General features: G+C 37.9%; 13 protein-coding genes. All 13 read left to right on the top strand.

All coding sequences use genetic code 11. The annotated features are described in order from the left end of the window. The first annotated feature begins 298 nt into the window (after positions 1 to 298). Positions 299 to 1186 (top strand): WYL domain-containing protein, encoded by an 888-nt coding sequence (locus Q0688_RS13760; RefSeq protein ID WP_299077689.1) that lies wholly within the window; start codon positions 299 to 301, stop codon positions 1184 to 1186. Continuing rightward, positions 1187 to 1807, top strand: a complete 621-nt coding sequence (locus Q0688_RS13755) for a DUF1819 family protein (RefSeq protein WP_299077686.1) — start codon at positions 1187 to 1189, stop codon at positions 1805 to 1807. Then, positions 1807 to 2412 (top strand): DUF1788 domain-containing protein, encoded by a 606-nt coding sequence (locus Q0688_RS13750; RefSeq protein WP_299077683.1) that lies wholly within the window; start codon positions 1807 to 1809, stop codon positions 2410 to 2412. The genes Q0688_RS13755 and Q0688_RS13750 overlap by 1 nt, the downstream gene beginning before the upstream one ends. Before the next feature lie 34 nt (positions 2413 to 2446). Next, on the top strand, positions 2447 to 6136 hold the full coding sequence (brxC, locus tag Q0688_RS13745; protein ID WP_299077680.1) for a BREX system P-loop protein BrxC: 3690 nt from the start codon (positions 2447 to 2449) through the stop codon (positions 6134 to 6136). Positions 6137 to 6266: 130 nt separating this feature from the next. After that, entirely contained in the window at positions 6267 to 7508 is a 1242-nt protein-coding gene (locus Q0688_RS13740; protein WP_299077677.1) for a hypothetical protein, read from the top strand. Beyond that, positions 7505 to 7918, top strand: coding sequence for a DEAD/DEAH box helicase (locus Q0688_RS13735; protein ID WP_299077674.1), 414 nt, complete (start codon positions 7505 to 7507; stop codon positions 7916 to 7918). Before Q0688_RS13740 ends, Q0688_RS13735 begins: the two co-directional genes overlap by 4 nt. An 83-nt stretch (positions 7919 to 8001) precedes the next feature. After that, positions 8002 to 11676: a BREX-1 system adenine-specific DNA-methyltransferase PglX gene (gene pglX, locus Q0688_RS13730; RefSeq protein ID WP_299077671.1), complete on the top strand. Its 3675-nt coding sequence runs from the start codon at positions 8002 to 8004 to the stop codon at positions 11674 to 11676. Positions 11677 to 11699: 23 nt separating this feature from the next. Further along, complete coding sequence (locus Q0688_RS13725) at positions 11700 to 13826, top strand: AAA family ATPase (RefSeq protein WP_299077668.1); 2127 nt, start codon at positions 11700 to 11702, stop codon at positions 13824 to 13826. A 332-nt stretch (positions 13827 to 14158) separates the two neighbouring features. Continuing rightward, complete coding sequence (locus tag Q0688_RS13720) at positions 14159 to 16402, top strand: nuclease domain-containing protein (RefSeq protein ID WP_299077665.1); 2244 nt, start codon at positions 14159 to 14161, stop codon at positions 16400 to 16402. Between the two features lie 331 nt (positions 16403 to 16733). Continuing rightward, positions 16734 to 17378 (top strand): hypothetical protein, encoded by a 645-nt coding sequence (locus Q0688_RS13715; RefSeq protein ID WP_299077662.1) that lies wholly within the window; start codon positions 16734 to 16736, stop codon positions 17376 to 17378. After that, positions 17375 to 18070 carry a hypothetical protein gene (locus tag Q0688_RS13710; protein WP_299077659.1) on the top strand — a complete coding sequence of 232 codons (696 nt, stop codon included), beginning with the start codon at positions 17375 to 17377 and terminating at the stop codon, positions 18068 to 18070. The genes Q0688_RS13715 and Q0688_RS13710 overlap by 4 nt, the downstream gene beginning before the upstream one ends. Next, positions 18063 to 18797: a hypothetical protein gene (locus Q0688_RS13705; protein WP_299077656.1), complete on the top strand. Its 735-nt coding sequence runs from the start codon at positions 18063 to 18065 to the stop codon at positions 18795 to 18797. Before Q0688_RS13710 ends, Q0688_RS13705 begins: the two co-directional genes overlap by 8 nt. A 4-nt stretch (positions 18798 to 18801) precedes the next feature. Then, positions 18802 to 21540, top strand: coding sequence for a BREX-1 system phosphatase PglZ type A (gene pglZ / locus Q0688_RS13700; protein WP_299077653.1), 2739 nt, complete (start codon positions 18802 to 18804; stop codon positions 21538 to 21540). Positions 21541 to 21650 lie beyond the last annotated feature (110 nt).

The following is a 21650-nucleotide window of genomic DNA, read 5'->3' as shown; positions in this document are numbered from 1 at the left end:
GGTAGCGCTCTAACCAGCTGAGCTACGGTCGTACAATTTTTTTAGGATTCTTAAATGTTGGTACGACTGAGTGGATTAACACTGCATAACCATTATATATTATTTAAGATATGATTCTATATAGGCTTAAAAGCAAGTGGTGAAAATCTATTTTGATTGATATCAACTAGTCAGTCTAAATAATATTTTATCTAAAGTGATATGAATTATGAGTGGATTTAAGATTCATCAAAAATTATTTGATATCTATTCACTTTATGAACATACTAGGTTCACTTAGTTGATTTTATAATTAGAAATGAATTTAAACGATATTGGCTTTACTCAAAAACAACGTTTGTCATACATTGATTTTAAACTTTTTTTTGTTGGATATGTTACGAGAGCTGAAATAGTTTCTTATTTCGAGAAAGGGTTAACCTCAGCTACTCGTGATATCAATTTCTATAAAGAGTTGTGCCCTGAAAATATGCTATATGACTCAAAAGAAAAGAAATATTTTCAAGCTGCGGGCTTTAGGCCCTTATTTACACATGACCCTCGTAAAACTCTTGTAAAACTTTCTAATCAAATAACTGATGGGTTTGATGCCATTGGCGATACAACATTCCCAGTTGAAGCACCCAGCCACTTAAATATCCCTGATATTTTTATTGTAGCGAAATTAGTTCAAGCAGTAATTAATCAAAAGGTAGTTAATATTATTTACACCTCCCTAAGTAGCGGCTCAGGAGAAAGAGATATCGTTCCCCACAGTATCGTCGATAATGGTTTGCGTTGGCATGTAAGAGCTTATGATCGAAAATCTAACAGCTTTCGGGATTTTGTATTAACTAGAATCACAAAGGCCACATTGAAAAGCTCAGAAATACAAACTTTAGAAGACAAGCTAAGCGACCATCAATGGATGCGCATGATGCCTTTGCAGCTGGTGCCTCATCCTCATAATGTAAATCATCCCACTGCCATCGCATTAGATTATGGTATGGACGGTGGTGAGCTGTCTTTAAATGTAAGAGCAGCGATGGCTGGTTATTTATTGAGACGTTGGAATGTAGATTGTACCGCTGATGCCGAACTTGTTGGTGCTGAGTACCAATTATGGCTCAAAAACCGCCAAACCTTATTCGGTGCCGAAAACTTAGCAATTGCTCCTGGCTATGTACCTGAGTTGGAAGAACTATAAATGACTCCAAATACAACACAAATTAATTCATACAAAGACTATCTCGGCGATCTCATTGGCGGTAGTCTAATGATCAAGGAAAGCCAGACAGTGGCAGAGCTGTTGCTAAAAAAGCCCTCTCAAGAAGAATGGTTGGAAGCCATTGTAAACCAGAATGTTTTACAAAAACGCTCAGACGCTTCAGCAAAGAGGAATGCGGCTACTATCAAAAAGCGTTTAGATGGTATGTCAGACAAATACCTAGAACTTATCGCATTTGGTAGCACTGAGCTATCAACTCAGCTAATGTTTGCAGCTACATTAATCAATTGCACCTTGCTAGCTGATTTTATGCGTAATGTCGTCTTAGACGCTAAACGTATGTTCCGCGAAAGTTTAGATGTAGGGGATTGGGAATCCTTTTGGGATGAACGCATTAGATTATTCCCAGAGCTAGCTCAAATGTCAGAGTCATCGACTTACAAAATTTCTCAAGTAGCTTTTAAAGCCATAGCTGACGCTGGTTATATAGAAACAACACGGAATAAAAAAATACAAAATGTATATCTGTTACCAGAAGTAAGAGACTTACTTCAAGAGATTGACAGAGACGATATTATTTCGGCGATGGAGTTGCACTAATGGTTGAGCTTAAAACCAAACAACAAAAACGACTTCACGAGCGGCTTGATGAAATTCAGCCCAAGATTGAAAGCGAAGATTTTTTAAAAAACCAAGGTTTAGGAAACGAGATCGGCTTTTACGTGTTCGACTACCCACCAGAGGCAGAATTAACTGTAAGAGAGCATTTAGAATACATGACAGAACGCCTTAACAAACGTGGGCGTAATTTTAAAAGCATCAACTTATTTGAAGCCATTATTGAATTGCTCGATTCCCGAAAACTTACTGAAAGAGCGTTTAAGGTACAAAAAGAGCGTGGTGATGATGCGCTATTCAACGCATTAAAAGGGCCTCTTGAGCAAAACCGAGTCGCTGAATTTATCGCCTCAAAAATTAACTTTAGCTCTTGTGAAAAAAACAAAACTGAGTTCATTTTACTTCACGGGCTTGGGAGCGCGTGGCCTATTATTCGTGGTCACGGCTTGTTAAACGCTTTACATGCTAAGGTAGGCAACGTACCAACGGTACTTTTCTATCCTGGTGAGTACGACGGTACAGCGCTTAAACCCTTTGGCAGAATCGAATCAAATAACTATTATCGTGCATTTAAATTAGTACCGTAAACGGACTTGCAATCAAACAACAAGGATAAATAACATGCAAATTAAAGACTTATTTACTAAAGATATAAACCGACCAATTAATGGTGTTGTAAAAGCTGATCAATTAGAAAACAGCACAGTTTTTACCGAATTAGATGAATATGTAATCACTACCGAATTAGCAAAACATTTCGAAGAGTTCTTCGATGCGTATATGCCTTCAGTACGCGATCCAAAAGCAAAAGCGGCATCAGGCAAATTAGGGATCTGGGTGAGTGGATTTTTTGGCTCAGGTAAATCTCATTTCATCAAAATACTGTCTTACCTTTTACAAAATATTCAAGCAACAAATGGTCAGTTTGATAAATCAGCTATCGATTTTTTCAAAGATAAAAACCTAGATGGCTTCTTACTCGGTGAAATAGACACTGCGGTTACCAAAGATAATACTGTCATCCTTTTTAACATCGACAGCCGTGCCAACACCGATGACGGCGATGATGCAATATTAAAAGTGTTCTTAAAAGTCTTTAACGAGCAAATGGGCTTCAGTGGCGATCACCCTCATATCGCTCACCTAGAGCGCGAGTTAGACCAGCGAGGTGTATTTGCACAGTTTAAACAAGAATTTAAGGCATTAGCTTCTACTAACTGGATAGAAGAAAGAGATGCTTACGACTTCTACCGAGACGACATGGCAGATGCGCTTGGTAAAGTAACTAATCAATCAACCGAGTCAGCAAGGCAGTGGGTTGAGCAACTTGAAAACAACTTCACGTTGGACGTAAGCAACTTTTGTAAATGGGTAAAAGAATACCTAGATGTAAGTTCAGACCGCCGAGTATTATTTTTTGTGGATGAAGTGGGTCAGTTCATTGGTAACAACACTCAAATGATGCTGAAACTTCAAACGATCACTGAAAACCTCGGTACTATTTGTGAAGGCCGTGCTTGGGTGGTGGTTACTTCCCAAGAAGACATCGATGCAGTTATAGGGCAAATGACAGGCTCAAAAGGGCACGATTTCTCAAAAATCCAAGGCCGATTTGAGCGCCTATCACTTTCAAGCTCAAATACCAGTGAGGTGATAGAAAAACGCTTATTATCAAAAGAAAATGCAGCCCGTATTGAGCTTCAGGACTTGTATGATCAAAAAGGTGACATTCTAAGAAACCAGTTAGCGTTTGACAGCACAACAACTGCTGAGTTAGCTAACTATAAAGATGCAAGTAGCTTTATTAATAGCTATCCATTTGTGCCATACCATTACACGCTAGTTCAAAAAATATTTGAAGCTATTCGTAAAGCGGGTGCAACAGGCTTACATTTAAGCCGTGGTGAACGCTCTTTGTTAGATGCATTCCAAAGCGCAGCCAAAGAGGTGCGAGACGAAAATATCGGAGTTCTCATTCCGTTATATTACTTCTACCCAGCTATCGAAAGCTTCTTAGATACATCCGTTAAAAAAGATATTGATCAGGCATCTGTTAAAGAATCTATATCGCCGTTTGCACTTAATATATTAAAAACCCTGTTTTTAATTCGTTATGTCGATGTAATTAAGTCAACGTTAGATAACTTAGTCACCCTGTGTGTAGGCAAAGTCGATGAAGACCGCCTAGCGTTAAGGCGCGAAATTGAGCAGGCTTTAAATGCCCTAGAGCTCAATATGCTTATCGCTCGCCAAGGTGATGAATACATCTTCCTAACTAACGAAGAAAAAGAAATTGAACAGGAAATTCAAAAAACAGAAATAGAGTTATCTGATCAGACTAAAAAGATTAGCGATCTAATTTTCGATGATGTGCTGCGTCGTGAAGCGAACTATCGCTACCCTGAAAACAAGCAAGATTTCCCTATCAGCCGTTTTTGTAATGGTAGTCCACGAGATGGCTCTCAAGAAAACGACTTAGTAGTAAAAGTGATCACACCAAGAGATCCAAACTACGATGAGTATACATCTACCGTGTGTGCTAATCGTTCAATGGATGGGGATAGTGGCTCTATAATCATCAAGCTGGCTGAAAGTAACAGAGTATTCAGAGACATCGAAACGTTTATCCGAACAAGTAAGTTTTTACGTGGTAACTCTGGTAAACGCCCAGAACAACAACAGTTACTTCATCAAAAAGCGACAGAAAACCAAGATCGAAATCGCCGCTTAATTTCAGAGGTAGAAGAGCTACTAAAAGATGCTGAATTTTACGCATTAGGCTCTAAACAAAATCCAAAAGGTGGGGCTGTAAGCTCAATACTTCAAGAGCTTTATCGCTACGTAATTGAAAACACATTCAGTAAATTAAAGTTAGTAAAACCATTTCCAGGTGATATACGCCGCGAAATTCAAAACACCTTAGTTGCTGACGATGTTAGTCAAATTGGTCTCGATTTAAATGCTGATGAAATAAATCCGTTAGCCTCTTTAGAGGTAGAAAAGTTCATAACCCTTGGCGATGACACTGGCAGAGCTATTACCGCAGAAGACATTGTAAAACGCTTTTCAAAACGACCGTTTGGTTGGAACGATGAAGAAATAATTTTAATCATTTCGCGTTTAGCGTTAGCTAACAAAATTTGCTTTCAAATGCGTCAGCAAGACGTGCCTTTAAAAAGTGCATACGACAACCTAACTCAAGTTAGAAAACGTGGAGAGCTTCGCATTCGACGTATTAAACAACAGTCTGAAGCCAACTTAAACCGTGCGGCTAAATTGTTTAAAAACGTGTTTGGCAAAAATGCCCCAGACAGTGAAAAAGAGCTGTTTAATATTGCTCAAGCTAATATTAACACCATGAAAAAGAAGCTTGATGGCTTTGCTAACAAAGCATCAACGGGGCATTACCCAGGTGTAAAAGATATTGATAATGGCCGAGTATTGTTAGCGGGTTTAATTGAAGCGCAATCAAGCTATCAGTTTATTGAATCATTCCTAGCTAATGGTGATGATTTACTTGATTTTGAAGAAGACTACCAAGATCTTGAAAACTTCTACGAAACTCAATTTTCAACTTGGCAAAAGTTGTACAAAGCACTCACTATCGACTTTGACCGCAACCGTATTGCACTCGAAAAAGAGGCAAATGCGATAGCAGCGCTACAAAAGTTAGAATCTATTTTTAATAAAGAGCGCCCGTACCGTGATATACGCGACGTAGAGCCGCTTATTGAAAGTGTAAACAAGGTTAACGAGGCTTTATTAACTGAAAAGCGCACTCATGCAAAGGCAAGAATCGATATTCGTATAGAACATGTGACTGAGCAAATTAAAGCCGCTGGCGCAGTAAATAGCGATATTAGCAATAAAGCGCTTTACCCACTTCAAAACGCTAAAAAGCGTGTTGATACGCTGCAAGGCATTGCTGAAATACATCAAGAGATCACAGAAGCTGCAACACTTGAAGAAGATGCCTACGAACTAATCAATAAATTTATTGAAAAGCAACAAGCACTTGCTGAGCAAAAAGCCAAAGAAGCAGTGCAAAAGGCTAAACAAGCCCCCGAATCAGCCTCAGCTTCAGGTATAGACTCAGAGACTGGTGATTACAAACCAACAAAACCTGAGCCAAAAAAAGTAGCAGAACCAACACCGAAAAAAATAGTTTCAGTTGATACCTCAAGTGTAATGCGAGAGGTTAATAGCGCAGGAATAATTGAAACAGAAGATGATATTGATAATTATCTTGCAGCACTTAAAGGGAAGCTCACAGCATTAGTAAAGAGCAATAATAAAGTACGGATTAGATGAAGATAATTGCCAATTGAGGTGCCAATAAAGCCACCTCAATCGGTAGTTTAGTAGACCATTTTTCAAAAGTATAACTAGATTTTGATAATTAAACTTCTAAGGACAGTCGCAGGCAAAGGGATTACAATAAATGAACTTATTTACTAATTTATTTAAGAAAAAAAAGCCAATTCGCTGTCATAAGCAAAAAGAATTAGCTCGCCAGAGAAAGGTATTAAAAAAAAATAACATCAGGCAATTGGCTAATAAAAAAAATGCAATTCCAGTCATAGCAGCTAGAAATAAATTAGTGACTACCTTGTCAACATTTGAGTTTAAGCGAACCCAGCTTAATCTTGAGTGGCAGCAAGCCTATGCTAATTTTTCATGGTGGAATAAATTAGACAATGACGAAAAACTAGATCTCAGTTTATTAGACAAAGAAATACACAGCTTAAAAGTAGCGCTTAAAGAGTTTAACAAAACATATGGCAATGATTGCAAAGCAATAGAAGATCACTTTGTGTCATTACTGCTTTTAAGTGAACAAAGAATTGATAGAGCACATAAAACTCTAAAAGATGCTGTTGATAAAAAGCTAGTAAAGAATATTAGTAAAACGTCTGTTGCTGCTGCTTGGTTTGCTGGATTATCTATACCTGTATCTATTACTGACGACCTAAATAACGCCAACCAAGTTTACAACTCACTTAGAGCAGTTAATGGCAACTTTGTAGACATGTCTAATTTCGAAATCTGGTTCGAAACACTTTGGATGTCACCAGAAAGCTATGCAGGTTTAGTTAGTTTAACAAAAGGTGCATATTTTGAGCAGCTTGTAGCAGACAAAACAGGAGGCGAATTATTTGAGCACTTTAATAACCCCGGCACAGATATCACAATTGATGGCATAGAGATGCAAATAAAAGCAACAGACAGCGTGTCTTATATTGCCACAGTTGATGAAGAGATCCCTGTAATAGCAACGAGTGAAATTGCAGCACAAACCCTTGCAATTGATGGAGGGTATACCAACGAAGAACTTAACAATACAGTAGAACAAGCGTTAGGTGGTGGAGTGATTGACGCAAAAGACACTGCTATTGATGCCATTCTCTCAGGTGTTGGTACGCTGGGTATCTTCGCTACTATTAGCGGAATAAATCACGCTTCTGAACGCTATAATAAGGGCGTTGATGGGGTAGAAGCAATTTTTGAAGGTGCGGGTGTTGCTATTAAAGGAACTGTCAAAGGTTCTGTTGATGCCAGTGAAATGGTTTATAAGGTAGCAATGTCAAAACCAAGCCGGTTTTTCTTTCGCACATTAGTCAAAGGAGCAAAAAAGCTCGACGACAAATTGTTTGAAGAGCCATCCAAGGAGGAAAAACGATGAAAAAAATAGCACAAGCATATCTACATGAAATGACGGGAAACCCGACAGCATCGTTTCATGAAGACCAGTGGGAATCTATCGATGAACTGGTTAATAAACAAAATCAGTTGTTAGTGGTTCAACGTACTGGTTGGGGTAAAAGTGCGGTATATTTTATCGCAACAAAAATTCGTCGCTCTCAAAGCTTTGGCCCTACATTAATCATATCGCCTTTGTTGTCATTGATTCGTAACCAAATAGACTCTGCTGCAAAACTAGGGCTAAAAGTGGTCTCATATAATTCATCAATGGACAAAAGTGAGCGCCAAACTGCCGAAAATCAAATACTCACTAGCCAAGTTGACGCAATCATAGTTGCTCCTGAACAGTTAAGGCAAACTTACATTGCCGGTAACATCATACCCAAATAAAGTAGCAAGCAAGATTGCGAAACAAATTAACATCATGGATCAGATACAGGGGCCAGATTTAGCGGCCCAGTAAAGAGAAAATTATGAACACTAAAAACTTAAAAGCATACGCACCTAAAGCGCGTAAACAGTTTATTGAAGCCGTTAAAAAACGTGCAGCTCACTTTGGTATATACGAAGACCGAGTAGAAGACGTCCGTATAGAAGGCGGTGCAGCCATAATTGAAGGCCGTGCCTTTACTCGCAAAGAAGGTGAGCAACGTAAACGTTTAGAAAGCAAACTAGCAGAACGTGGCTATGACATGTTCACGCGTGAAATTGCCTACACATGGTTTAACCGCCTTGCCGCACTGCGTTATATGGAAATACACGATTACTTTGACCATGGTTTTCGTGTACTTTCTCATCCCACTAACCAAGGTGGCCTACCTGAAATTTTAAATCATGCATCCGATGTGGCTGAAAGTTTAAATTTAGATAAAGACCATATTATTGAGCTACAGCTTGCGGGTGATAAAGAAGAAGAGTTGTATCGTGAATTGCTATTAGGCCAATGTCACCAACTCGCTAAAATTATGCCTCAAATATTTAAAGGCTTAGCGTTTGAGGCGATTGATGACGCAACCGAGTTATTGCTGCCAAACAACCTAACCAAAACTGATTCTATTTTAAAAGGGCTAATCAACGATATACCAGAAGAAGACTGGCAAGAGATTGAAGTTATTGGATGGCTTTATCAGTTTTACATATCAGAGCACAAAGACTCTGTAATGGGTAAAGTGGTTAAGTCAGAAGATATACCCGCTGCTACTCAGTTATTTACACCAAACTGGATTGTTAAATACCTAGTACAAAACTCGGTGGGTAGGCAGTGGTTAGCCACTTACCCTGACTCAGACCTTAAAGACAAAATGGAATATTACATTGAGCCTGCTGAGCAATCTGATGAAGTCATCGAGCAGCTAAAAGCGATTACGCCAACCAGTATAGATCCAGAAGAGATAAAAGTGCTCGACCCTGCCTGTGGTTCGGGACATATATTGGTTGAAGTCTATGAAGTATTACGTGAAATTTATTTAGAGCGCGGTTACCGCCTTCGCGAAATACCAGAACTAATTCTTACTAAGAATATTTATGGTTTAGATATTGATGATCGGGCGGCGCAGCTTGCTGGTTTTGCCCTTATGATGAAAGCGCGTGAAGATGACAGGCGCATCTTTCAACGCGTTGAAGAAGGTGAAGTAACTCTTAATGTATTATCACTGCAATCTTCTGAGCACCTTGATATACACAAACTTTGGAATGCGCTGGATTTAGAGGGAAAACATCAAAGTGGCACAACCGCAGGATTATTTGATGAGGTAGTACAGCCAAACGACTTTGCTTACAACGAACAGAGCGATAAAACCATACCTGCGCAAGCAAGTATTTATGCTGACTATTACCAGTTACTACAAATATTGAAAACAGCATTCTTACAAGCTAAAACACTTGGCTCGTTAATACATATTAATAATCAACATCTACAAAAATTAATAGCTTTAAAAGAATTATTGCAAGCAAAAGGGAAAAGTTCAGATCCTACTGCCAAACAAGCTGCTTTGGACGTTTTGCCCATGGTTAACCAAGCCACTTTATTAGCTCGACGCTTTGACTCTGTGATTGCTAATCCTCCATATATGGGAAGCAATGGAATGAATTTAGAGTTAAAAGAGTTTGCTAGAACAAATTTCCCTAATTCTAAGGCTGATTTGTTTGCGATTTTTATGGAAAGAAGCTTTTTCTTTTTAAATAAAAACGGTTTGAATGCTCAAGTTAATATGCAATCTTGGATGTTTTTATCTAGCTATGAAAAACTTAGAAATTGGTTAATTGACAATAAAACAATTTTATCTATGGCTCACTTTGGATCGAGAGCTTTTGGCCAAATTTCCGGAGAAGTAGTACAGACTACTGCTTGGGTTCTAAGCAATAGCCAAATGGCAGAATTTACACCTTCGTTTAAAAGGCTTGTTGCGGGAAATGAAGAAGATAAAAAGAACTCATTCCATAGCAAGGATTTATGTTTTACAAATATTAAACAAATTGACTTTAAACAATACCCTGGTTCAATAATAAGCTATTGGTCAAGTGATGCAGTGCGAAAATCTTTCAGCTGTAAGAGCGCATTGGGAAAGGTAATGTTTTCGGATGGCTTATTGAAGACAGGTAATAACGATAGATACGTAAGATTTCATTGGGAAGTACGAAAGCAACAATTATTAGACTCTACTAGTTATCGCTTTATGGCTAAAGGTGGTGACGCAAAGGATATATATGGTAATGATGAACTCATTGTAAAGTGGGATGAAAGTTCTACAACTCATTATAGAAAAGATAAAGTAGCCAGAATTCCCCCTGATTATCTGTGGGACATCCCAGCTATAACCTGGTCAAAACTAACTGGAAATCGTAATACCTTTAGGTTGTTACAAAATGAACATATTGCAGAAACGGTTGGTCCATGTGTATATCCAATAAACCCTAGTTTAGATTTAACTATACTACTGGCTTACCTTCAAAGTTCGGTTGCTGACTTTTTATTAAAGATTATTAACCCTACAGTAAGTTTACAAACGAGAGATGTACTCAATTTACCTTATGAAGAAGTTGACTTAAACGGTTATAACGAAAAGTTATTCAATATTTATAAAACTGATTGGTTAAGTAAAGAAACATCTTATGGGTTTAAAGCTCAAAGCTTACTTTTTGATAAAGGTTTTTCTGTAAAAGAATCATTCAATAAGCTTTTCATTCAATCACAACAAACAATATCCGATGTGAAATCATTTAGAAATAAAATTGATGAAATGTATATCGATACATTTAGATTACAAGCAGATGTAAATAAATCCATTGATGAAAAAGATATTACTTTATTGTGCAATCCTCTCTACATTTTTGGAAACGGTAACGTGAATGAACTAAACCAGAAATATCAGTCTAAAGAATTTTCCGAATTACTTAGCTATTCAATAGGCTGTATGATGGGACGTTATTCACTAGATCGAGAAGGTCTCGTTTATGCGCATTCAGGCAATGATGGTTTTAAAGAGCTGGAAGCCGAAGGTGCATACAAAACTTTCCCAGCAGATGATGATGGCATTATTCCATTAGCATCAGAAGAATGGTTATTTGAAGATGACGCGACGGCTCGCTTTAAAGAGTTTGTTAAAACGGTTTGGGGTGATCAACATTTAACAGAAAATTTAGAGTTTGTTGCTGAGAGTTTATGTTTACACGCATTGAAGCCTAAGAAGGCAGAAAGTGCGATGGATACCGTTCGCCGTTATTTCTCTACTCAATTTTTCAAAGATCATTGCAAGACATATAAAAAACGCCCTATCTATTGGCTATTTAGCTCTGGTAAAGAAAAAGCCTTTGAATGCTTAGTTTACTTGCACCGTTATAACGAAGGCACATTGTCACGTATGCGTACCGAGTACGTAACGCCTTTAATGGGTAAATACGAGGCACAGCATACACTCCTGTCAGAGCAACAACTACAAGCCACAGGCACAGAATCTCGTGGTATCGAAAAAGATTTAAAGTCACTTGAGAAGAAGCAAGCCGAACTTCGCACCTTCGATGAGCAATTAAAACACTACGCCGAAATGCGCATTACGCTCGATTTAGACGACGGCGTAAAAGCCAATTACGGCAAATTCGGCAACCTATTAGCTGATGTAAAAACCATCCACGGAAAGGCAGTGAAGTAATATGATGGAGCTATTTAAATAAAATGGAAACAGACAATACGCAACAATTGATAACAATTGCTGAAGCTCAAGCGCTTTCTGATGATGATTTGCTGCAAGTGTTAAAAGCACACTGGCAAATAGAAAGCGATGAATTGCTAGTTTGGGGCGAGTTAATTGAGATTAATACGGTTGAAGATACTTTTATTAAGTTGACGAATGTAAAAGCGGTTAATCAAACGCAGTTATTAACTTATCCAGTCGATATACCCACTCAGCATGACATTCCAAGGCGAGGAATATTTTTAAATAGTAAAGTTGCAAGGGAGTATTACACGGATAAGGGCGTTAGATGGGTAACTTGTGCTGTTGAGTTATCAGAAGCCAAAGAAAGAGAAAAGCATAATAATCCTTTTATATTAAAGGTTCAGCCTTCGAGCATTAAGCCTTTAACTGAGCTGTCGGAATTAAAAGATGAGCAGCATCAGTGGGGCTATATTACTGAGGGGATTATCGAGCATGTTTCTAATATAAATAAAGATTTGTTAGATCAAAAAAACGCCTCATTAATTGAGGACGTGAAGAGTAAAGAGCAGCAAATAAAAGCGATTGAAAGTGGTATTGCGTCAGTTCAGCAACAAAAAGACTCGGTTAATGAGCAACTGATTACAGCTCAAAAAGCGCTAGAAGGCGTTAAGGGAAAAGAAATTGAAATGAAACAATCTTTATCTGAACTTACACGCTATATAGAGCAAAAAACGAGAGTTTTAGAGCAATTAGACTTGATTGATAAAGTAGATGAGTCATCTAAAGTTGCAGAGGAGGATAAAGGTGAGTATTTGAATTTTTCATCTGATTTTAACAGTGATTACTCGTTGGTTTCGCAATATATTCAAGCTAATTTGGCAGAGAATGGTTTTTTATACCCCAAGGATATTATTGATAACTTTATTACCTTATTGCGATGTAATGATTTAATTGTGTTAGCAGGTGATTCTGGTGCGGGCAAAACAAGTTTGGTTAAGGCATTTGCTAAAGCGATAGGAGGCGTTGCTAAGGTTATTCCTGTTAAACCTAATTGGACGGGCTCAGAAGATTTAGTGGGTTATTATAATCCGATTGAAAAAAAATATATTTCAACTCCCTTTTTAGATGCACTAATTGAAGCGAGAGATAACCCTTCAAAACCTTATTTAATCTGTTTAGACGAAATGAATTTAGCTAAGGTGGAATATTATTTTGCTGACTTTTTGTCGAAAATGGAAGAGCGTAACAGCGCGCCTAAAATAAGCCTATACAGTGATGATTCTGTTGGGCATAGCCTTTCAGAAATAAAAACAGTACTGACTATATTGCAAGATGCTCGCACTAACAGTCAAAACGGCGACTCAATGAGTTTTGTTGAATTGATTCAAGATGAAGCTATTAACAAGAAGCTTCGTTTGGCGTTTGGCATGAGTGATCAGGAGTCGTTAGTTAAATACCACGGTGATATTCGTCGATTGATTGCTGAGCGTACCAACAAGCCTTCAGTATTAACGCTGCCTGAAAATGTTCGTATTATTGGTTCTGTTAATATTGATGATACAACGCACTTTTTGTCGCCAAAAATACTTGACCGTGTTCATGTGATGCAGTTTCAAAGTCCTTTATTAATGGATTTGGCAGGGATTAAAGCAGAGATTGAGTTGAATAAAGAGAAGGGGTTGTATGAATTAGGTATTTCTCGCTTTGATTTACCAGTCATGTTTTCTAGTGCAGAAATGGGGAGAAGACATGAGTATCCTGCTTTTGATGCTTCGTCTCCTTTTTGTGAATTAATGACAAAATACGTTAAAGAGTTCTTTCATCCACTCGGTTTAGACTTTGGTATGCGACCGGTTAGACAAGGCTTGAATTACCAGCATTATTTTAATGATGTAAACACTAGTGAGCAGGAAGCATTAAACAATTTTTTTCTTTTTAAGGTTTTACCAAAGCTTAACTTTGATGGCACAGTGAAAGTTGGCGAATACCATAAACATGAATTGCTATTGCAAATGCATGGGGAGCTTAAGCAAGATATTGGTGATGGCATAAAGATTAATGAGTCATTTTCTTCGGTTAAATTGCTGGGTGCATTGCTGAAAAAAGCAGAGGCAAACGGTTGGAATGTTAATTTTTGGCTGTAAATATGAACTTTGAAGCCCGTTTTATTAATATTCGTTGGCGTGACAAGACTCATGTTGGCTCTGTGAAACTATCGGCTCAACCGATAGATGTAGAGTCTGTTGGTAAAGGTGAATATTGTGCTGATATTATTAGCTACTCGACTTTAAACGATGACAAAAGTGAATTTGGTCAGTTTGCTGTTAGGCCGCTCAATAACGTTGATTTTACCCCTTTTATTATTAATGGAACTGATAAGTTACCGTTGCAGCCTGTTGTTGATTTTAAAACGGGTTTAACGTGGTGGGTTGAAAAAGACAAATGGGATAAAGACCGAAACCAATGGCAGTCGAGAATGCTGACTGGTGTTGGGTCGGTTATTTTAAGTTTAGGCTCTGAAGAGTTAGAGCTAAGAGTTGCAGCCTCTACTTTTACTTATGAACAGCTTGACCGATATTTATCTGATTTTAAGCTCGATTTTTCAGAGCTGTTACTCGATGATGAAAGCTATCTCACCAGCAGAGGTAAACTTGATAATTTAGTTTTAAATGAAGATATTTTTAAAACGTTAGATACCTTTATTGAGTCTATCACCGCGATTGTGGCTAACCTTAAAGTCGATTTAATTGAAACACTATCCCCGCAGCCAAGGGGAAGAGTTAGGCCAACTAATAAAACCTTTATTGAATACATAAAAAACCCCTACGCTAAAAGCTATAGCGGCCGAGTGGCAACACCAACTACTGATAATGCAGAGAATCGGTATGCACATTTTATGTTAAAGCAAACCGTATTTATGTTAGGGATTATTAAGAATATTGCTCAGCAACAATACGATACTGACTCTCGAAAAGTAAAAAATTATCAATCTCGTATAGATGGGGTAAGTCCGTATGTTTTGGTTAATGCTAATGCGGTAGCAAATGCTATAAGCCGGTTGAAAGAACAACGCAAGCAGATGCAGTCAAGGTTAGGTGATTTCAATAAAAGCCTTTCAAAAAACAATTTAGCCGCTAACAAGGAATTGTTTGTTCATTTAACCGGTCAGTTTGGTGATAGTAAAAATCGTTTTTTTGCAAAAATTAAAAGTTCTGCGAATAAGCCTTGGCATGATGGAAAGCTAAACGGTTTAGATGGTTATAATCTGGTTTTATTTAGTGTCAAGGTTCCTGTTGAAATTGGCTGTGTATATCGTATTACTGGTAATTGGCAATATGATAAGAGAACCCGAAGAGGGAAGTCTGTTATCGAAATAAACATAAGAGGGCTGAACCGGATAGATTTACTTGGAAGCGATAAACTTGAAAAGCTCACTAATAAAATCAAAAGCATGGAAGCAGAAGCTGAAACGTTAGCGAGAAACGGTTGGAAGAGGCTTCTTCGCCAGAATGAAAAAACAGCTCAGCAGCGTGAACTTGCCTCACTACAGGAAATGCACACAAGGCTTAGAGCAAAAGTAGATATGGCTGATCGCTTAACCAAATATTTTGTGCCATTTATTCAAGCTTTAAAATCGCTACAAGTAAAGTTTGAACGACTAGGAATAGGCGTGACGGGCAATTTCCCTTCATCTATGACCTACATTCAAAACCGAATTTACAGTAATGCTAATAAGGCATATAAAAGCATAATTAACTTCTCTGGTTTTAATGGAGATAATGTATTTGAGGCAATTCAAAAGTCTGACAATTTAAAGTTAATAAATATATCGTCTCTTTACGAAAGATGGTGTTTACTGCAGTTTTTTAAAGTGTTGATATTTAAATTTAGATATCAGCCGGAAAAGGGCTGGAAAGAAAAACTTATTGCATCAGTATTAAATAATGAAAAAAACATTTCAATAACCTTTACAAATAATGACGCATGTCGAGAAGTTACCTTATGGTATGAGAAAGTATTAAGTAATAGACGTACGCCAGACTTTTTACTTGAAGTTAATGCAAAAGGCGATAATGGGCAGGTTTATACTCGGTCTTTTGTATTTGACGCAAAGTTTTATCAAGACATTAATGAACCCAAATATGGTGGTATCAGCCAAGTTATAAAACACCTTTATTTTGATAAAGATTATTCAGAGAAGGGTCAAAATGGGGTTTTTGTATTACACCCTTCAAATGACGCTGTACCTGTCGCAATTAACCCGCAATCCTGGGCACAGCACAGCTTTTTAGGTGAAATAACTATGTTTGATTGGGACGATGCTATTCGTGAGCAACAGTATCATAGATATGGTGCAATTAAACTTTCCCCTATTGATACGGTTAGTTACCTAGATGAATTACAAAGGCTTGTAGGTATGTGTTTACAATATGGGATTGAGAATAACAAACTCAATAAACAGCATCCTATTACACTCACCGAGTCAACTGAGTTTTGTATTCAATGTGGTAGCACCGATTTAAGTTATTCGCAAGGTAATAATGATAAAGTATGGTGGGCGACTTGTAATGATTGTAAGCATTTCACTATTTATAGTTATTGCTCTAATAGCGAATGTAGAACGAGATTAATTAAAAACGGCGATTATTGGAATTATCATTCCATTGAGGCTTTAAAGCCTATTAATATTCAATGTCCTGCCTGTTCGGATCATTTTTAATGATAAATGATTACAAGTTTCAAAGAGTTTTATATCAAGATGAGTTATTGTTTGGTAATCCCTCTAAAAAACAATAGCATCTATCAGTAATTGCAATAATTTATATGCGAAGCTAGTAGAGTTTTGCGACGGGCAATTAAATCATTGTGTGGAAAGCGCATAGCTATTGCTTTCGACGACGTAAAAACTATCCACGGAAAGGCGGTGAAGTAATATATGAAGCTAGGAAAAGGGACTATTTGTATTTCATGTAAATATTCTTGACATGTTTAATTTGTTTAAAGGATACTGTCCTTAGTCCTAGGACTTGGGACGGGGAAAGGAAATAAAAATGAAAAGTCAAGATATTGTTGTGTTACTGAAATTAGTGTCCCTTCACACTGAGCTATTTAGCGAGAACTCCGTAGAAAGCGAATTATTAAAAATTAGTTGGCAATTTGATGACTGGAGTGATGGCGAGGAGGTATATTTTGAAGAGCCTAGTTTAATCGATGAGTATATTGAGCGTCGTTTTTCAATGCGATCTTTAGAAAGTGATACGGGAATTAGTAAATCTCAAGTTAACTTGAGTTTAAAGCGTATGACTGAAGTTGGACTAGTTAAGCTTGATAGAAAACTAGCGGTGCCTAAAACAAATGTTAAAGCACTATTAGAGTTCCTTGCTTATGGGATTAGGTATGTATTCCCTGCCAAAGAGGGAGTATTAACGCGTGGAATTGCAACCTCTATTGCTGCCCCTGTATTACAAGGGAGGTTAATGACATCTGGTGATTTCTCACCCGTTTGGCCTTATGCCAAGGGCAAGTCAAAAGGTTTAGCTATAGAGCCTCTACATCCCAAAGTTTTTCAAGCTGTTCGCAAAGATCCAAGAATGTATGCATACCTTGCGTTAACAGACGCGATTAGACTAGGTAATCCTAGAGAACGGAACTTTGCTTTAGAAGCCTTACAGCAACTATTTAAGACAACAATATGAAAACGATAAATTTACAAAAACAGATGCTAACAAAAGTAGCAGAAGCACTTGGTGAGCAATTAATTCAAAAAGTTGTGTTTGTGGGAGGCTGTACTACAGGACTTTTGATTACAGACGATTTCACCAAAGAGCAAATTAGGTATACCGATGATGTTGACTTAATCGTTGATGTAGTAGGTTATCCTGCTTGGACGAGTTTACAAGATCAATTAAGAGGGCACGGCTTTAGCATAGATATGGGTGAAGAAGTGATGTGCCGTATGTTGCTAGGTGAACTTAAAGTTGATTTTATGCCTGTGGATGAGAAAACACTCGGCTTTACAAATAAGTGGTATAGAGATGCCGTAGATACGGCCCAAGATTATCAATTGACTGAGCAGTTGACGATTAAACTTGTTGCGCCGGAATATTTTATTGCGACAAAACTTGAAGCTTACTTGGGACGTGGCAATGGAGATTGCTTATCTAGCCATGATATAGAAGATTTGCTTAATATTTTTGATGGCCGAGAGGAAATCGTAGAAGAAATAAATAGCGCTTCAGCGGCTTTGAAGAGTTATATCTCAAAGCAATTGTTTTTACTATTAGAAGATTCCAATTTTGAGTATGCGATTCAAAGCCTAACAAATGGTGATTCAGATAGAGAAGAGGTGATTTTTGAAAGGCTAGAAGGCGTTGCTGATAATGGATAGCAGAGTAATGGATATAGATTGTTATTCACAACAAGGTAGTGCTCGTGAGACCAATAGGGACTTTGTTGGGCTTTTCGAACTTGATAGTGGAGTATTGGTTTATTTATTGGATGTTTCAACAAGTTCATCACTTAATTGTGCAAGCTTTGTAGAGCAACTTAATGGCTTAATTTTAGAGCGAGTCACTAATGAAAGTGTTGCAGAACCCAGTCTTTTCCTTGAAGTATTTCAACAAGTCATTATTGAGTTGCAGCAGTCATTCAAATCTGGAGTAGCAAGCTTAATTACGTGTTTTGTTTCATATGAGTCCGACAATGTGTGGGGGTATACCGTAGGTGACTCACGTATAGGCACTGTGAGGGATGAGATAATTTGGCTTTCTCCTGTTCATACTGGCGCCAACCCTTTTGGTGAAAGTTTTAAAGACTCAATGAAGTTACTACCTGAAAGGCATATTTTGACCCGTTCTTTAAATATGCGAAAAAAATATAACCCCGAGCTTTTCCGATTTAATGTCGCAAAAGAGCAATCTTTAGTCGTTGCATCTGATGGTTTCTGGGCTGAGTTAACATCAGAGCTTCAGCTAAGTTTATTGGCGAGGCAGCAAGTGCAGACGGAAGATGATAGCTCAGTTATCGCTATCAAAGGCTTTATTGGCGCTACAAATTTAAATTGCACTGTTTTGTCTAGAAATTGTAATTATTTCAACCTGACTAACAAGGGGTAATCTAATGAACCTAGAACAAATAAAACAAGGCATTTTAGCCAAATTTGATAAGTGCCGATTGGTATTTTGGCAAGATGAAGATGTCGAATTTAATGAACAGCTGGCATCAGTTAGAGATGAGCTGAATGGCAGTGATGTAGAGCTTATTGAGCTTGATGGGTGTTCTCATTTTGAAATAAAGCAACGTATTGAGCTAAAAGAAACAAGCTCAAAGTTCTTGTTGTATAGCAATAAACCACAAAACGAGCCAGCACGTGATTGGCTGTATGATATTCGCTTATACGCAGAGCAGTTTTATGCTGATTCAAGCTCAATGATATTGAATGAGCTGGGTATGAGAATGGAGTTTCGCCAAGATATTAGCCGCTATAAGAAGTTTTTTGGGAACCAGCAGCGATATAACAAGCTAAAGCGATTACTCCCTGAGGGCGCAGATAAAAAAACCTTAGAGCTTTCGATGATTGCTGTTATCACTAAGGTGGAAACGGTTTCTTTTACTGCGGTTTTTTACCAGTTAATTAAATTGTATGCCGAACAACCAGAAAAAGCAGGTGAGTTGCTATCTGAATTGAATAAATTTGAGCTTGGTAAAGTGTTTTGGTTGTTAGCTGTTGAAGAGTTTGGCTATGTTGCTAATTGTTTATGGATTGATGATAAAGCTACTAGTGCTCAACTCGTTTTATTTAAAGACTTATTAACTAAGTTATTAGTCACTGATTGCTACCAAGCGTTGCAGACGTCTGGCGTTACTGTTCAAGCCACGAGTTTTGCCTCAAGCCTTTCTGCACATACTTTACCTATGAGCTTAAGTGACGAAGAAACAACAGCACTGCCAAAGAGCGTAAAAGAATTGCTACTGAACGCGGCTTCTAAACGTGCATCTGTGGTTAACTTTGTGTCGTCTTGGCGAGAAAGCAGAACGTTATCGGATTCATATAATGCTGTGGCATTTGAAGTTGCCCAAGAGCTAGAAATTAAGAGTAAACTTGCCGAGTTTAAACATCCGTCGGATTTGATACATGTTGAAACCTTTGTTGAAGCGGATCAGCAGCTAATTAAATCGTTAGCAACGGATTTACCTGCATATAGCGCTGTTGAAATTAATGACTGGGTTTCGAAAAAGTTACGCAGCCATTGGTGCTCACCAGGCTCACACAAAGATAGTGCTAACTATACGGCTATTTATACGGCATTAAGAGCCGCTAAAGAGTTTTATGACTTAAAAGAAAAGCATATTGATGGTTTAGCATTTGAAAGTGCTAGAAGCCTTTACAAAGCTTATGAAACAGAGCTTTATAAGTTTGACCATGCGTATCGTATTTTCAGTGAAAACTCGATTGAAATAAGCAAAAACGGTTCTGATATTCTAAAAGCAACAGGCCTTGTTGAAGATATTGAGCACTTATATGTTGATTGGTACTTGCATGATTTAGCAATTGCTTGGGGTAAGTTAGTTGATGATGAAAACTTACTTGATAATTGGAGCTTAGCTGGAATAAACAATCAGCAAGACTTCTTCCGTGAAGAAGTTAAAGGTGTATTAAATAAAACTCAAACTAAACGGGTTTTTGTGATTATTTCCGATGCACTTCGATACGAGGTAGCGCATGATATTCACCAACAGATTAACGATGAAAAACGCTTTAAGTCTGAGATTAAGTCTCAGTTAGGCGTTGTGCCTTCTTACACTCAACTGGGTATGGGTAGCTTGTTACCTCATCAGAAGTTGACAGCTCACCTTGGCACTAAGCCAGAATATAAAGCTGATGGCATGTCTGTGCATGGGCATGACAATCGCCATAAGATCCTTGAAAAGCACGGCGGTGTTGCATTTAAAGCGGATGAGGTTCTTAACTGGACAAATCAAGAAGGCCGAGACAAAGTGCGTGATACTCAGGTGGTTTATATTTATCACGATGAGATTGATGCAATAGGCGATAAGCAGACGACAGAGAATCAAACCTTTGAAGCCGCTCGCGATGCCGTTGATGAAATTAAGCAATTGATTGGTCGTATCATTAATCGCTTAAATGGTAGTAGAGTGCTTATTACCGCTGATCATGGTTTCTTGTTTAAAATGACGGATGTGACCGATTCAGATAAGACTGCGCTTAAATCAAAACCAGCAGGCACAACCGAAGCCAAAAAACGTTATGTAATAGGCTCCAACTTGCCTACAGACAGCTATTACTGGACTGGCAAATTAGCTAACACTGCTGGCGTAGATGTTGAAGGTGGTGATGATGCTGAGTTTATGATCCCAAGGGGAAGTAACCGCTTTAACTTTGTTGGCGGGGCTAAGTTTATTCATGGTGGCATAATGCCTCAGGAAGTTTGTGTGCCTGTTATGCATTTAAGAGCTATTCACTCAACGGTTAAGCAAAAACAAATTAAACAAAAAGTCAGTGTAGTGCCATTAGATAGCCCAATAAAAATTGTTGCCAATATTGACAGAATTCAGTTTTTACAAACAGATCCTATTGGTGACAACTTTAAAGCAAGAGAGCTTGATATTTGGATTGAAAATCCAGATGGTAAAGTTGTGAGCTCAAGACAAACCGAGTTGTTTGATTCATCTTCAGATAAGATGGATGAACGTAAGCGAAAAGTGCAAATTAAGCTTGAAGGTAGTGGCTTTGACCGCACTATAAGTTACAAATTAATCATGCAAGATGCTGAAAGTAAATCGAAAGCAGTACACACGGTAATGATTGATTTAGCATTTGAAGATGATTTTTTCTAAGGGAAAGTATTAATGAATTTTGAACAAGAAAATGGATTGAAAGAAGAAATATCCGATATTCGTGGTACAGACCTAGACGAATTAATGACATCGGAATTTAAAGGCCGTGT

It is taken from the genome of uncultured Paraglaciecola sp., from assembly GCF_937123705.1.
GTDB lineage: Bacteria > Pseudomonadota > Gammaproteobacteria > Enterobacterales > Alteromonadaceae > Paraglaciecola.
Note: the sequence above shows the minus strand (reverse complement) of the source record. Positions and strands in the feature narration are given on the sequence as shown.

Coding starts and splice junctions, on each gene's coding strand:
- Q0688_RS13760 (WP_299077689.1), top strand. CDS start 299: ATGAATTTAAACGATATTGGCTTTACTCAAAAACAACGTTTGTCATAC.
- Q0688_RS13755 (WP_299077686.1), top strand. CDS start 1,187: ATGACTCCAAATACAACACAAATTAATTCATACAAAGACTATCTCGGC.
- Q0688_RS13750 (WP_299077683.1), top strand. CDS start 1,807: ATGGTTGAGCTTAAAACCAAACAACAAAAACGACTTCACGAGCGGCTT.
- brxC (WP_299077680.1), top strand. CDS start 2,447: ATGCAAATTAAAGACTTATTTACTAAAGATATAAACCGACCAATTAAT.
- Q0688_RS13740 (WP_299077677.1), top strand. CDS start 6,267: ATGAACTTATTTACTAATTTATTTAAGAAAAAAAAGCCAATTCGCTGT.
- Q0688_RS13735 (WP_299077674.1), top strand. CDS start 7,505: ATGAAAAAAATAGCACAAGCATATCTACATGAAATGACGGGAAACCCG.
- pglX (WP_299077671.1), top strand. CDS start 8,002: ATGAACACTAAAAACTTAAAAGCATACGCACCTAAAGCGCGTAAACAG.
- Q0688_RS13725 (WP_299077668.1), top strand. CDS start 11,700: ATGGAAACAGACAATACGCAACAATTGATAACAATTGCTGAAGCTCAA.
- Q0688_RS13720 (WP_299077665.1), top strand. CDS start 14,159: ATGCTGACTGGTGTTGGGTCGGTTATTTTAAGTTTAGGCTCTGAAGAG.
- Q0688_RS13715 (WP_299077662.1), top strand. CDS start 16,734: ATGAAAAGTCAAGATATTGTTGTGTTACTGAAATTAGTGTCCCTTCAC.
- Q0688_RS13710 (WP_299077659.1), top strand. CDS start 17,375: ATGAAAACGATAAATTTACAAAAACAGATGCTAACAAAAGTAGCAGAA.
- Q0688_RS13705 (WP_299077656.1), top strand. CDS start 18,063: ATGGATAGCAGAGTAATGGATATAGATTGTTATTCACAACAAGGTAGT.
- pglZ (WP_299077653.1), top strand. CDS start 18,802: ATGAACCTAGAACAAATAAAACAAGGCATTTTAGCCAAATTTGATAAG.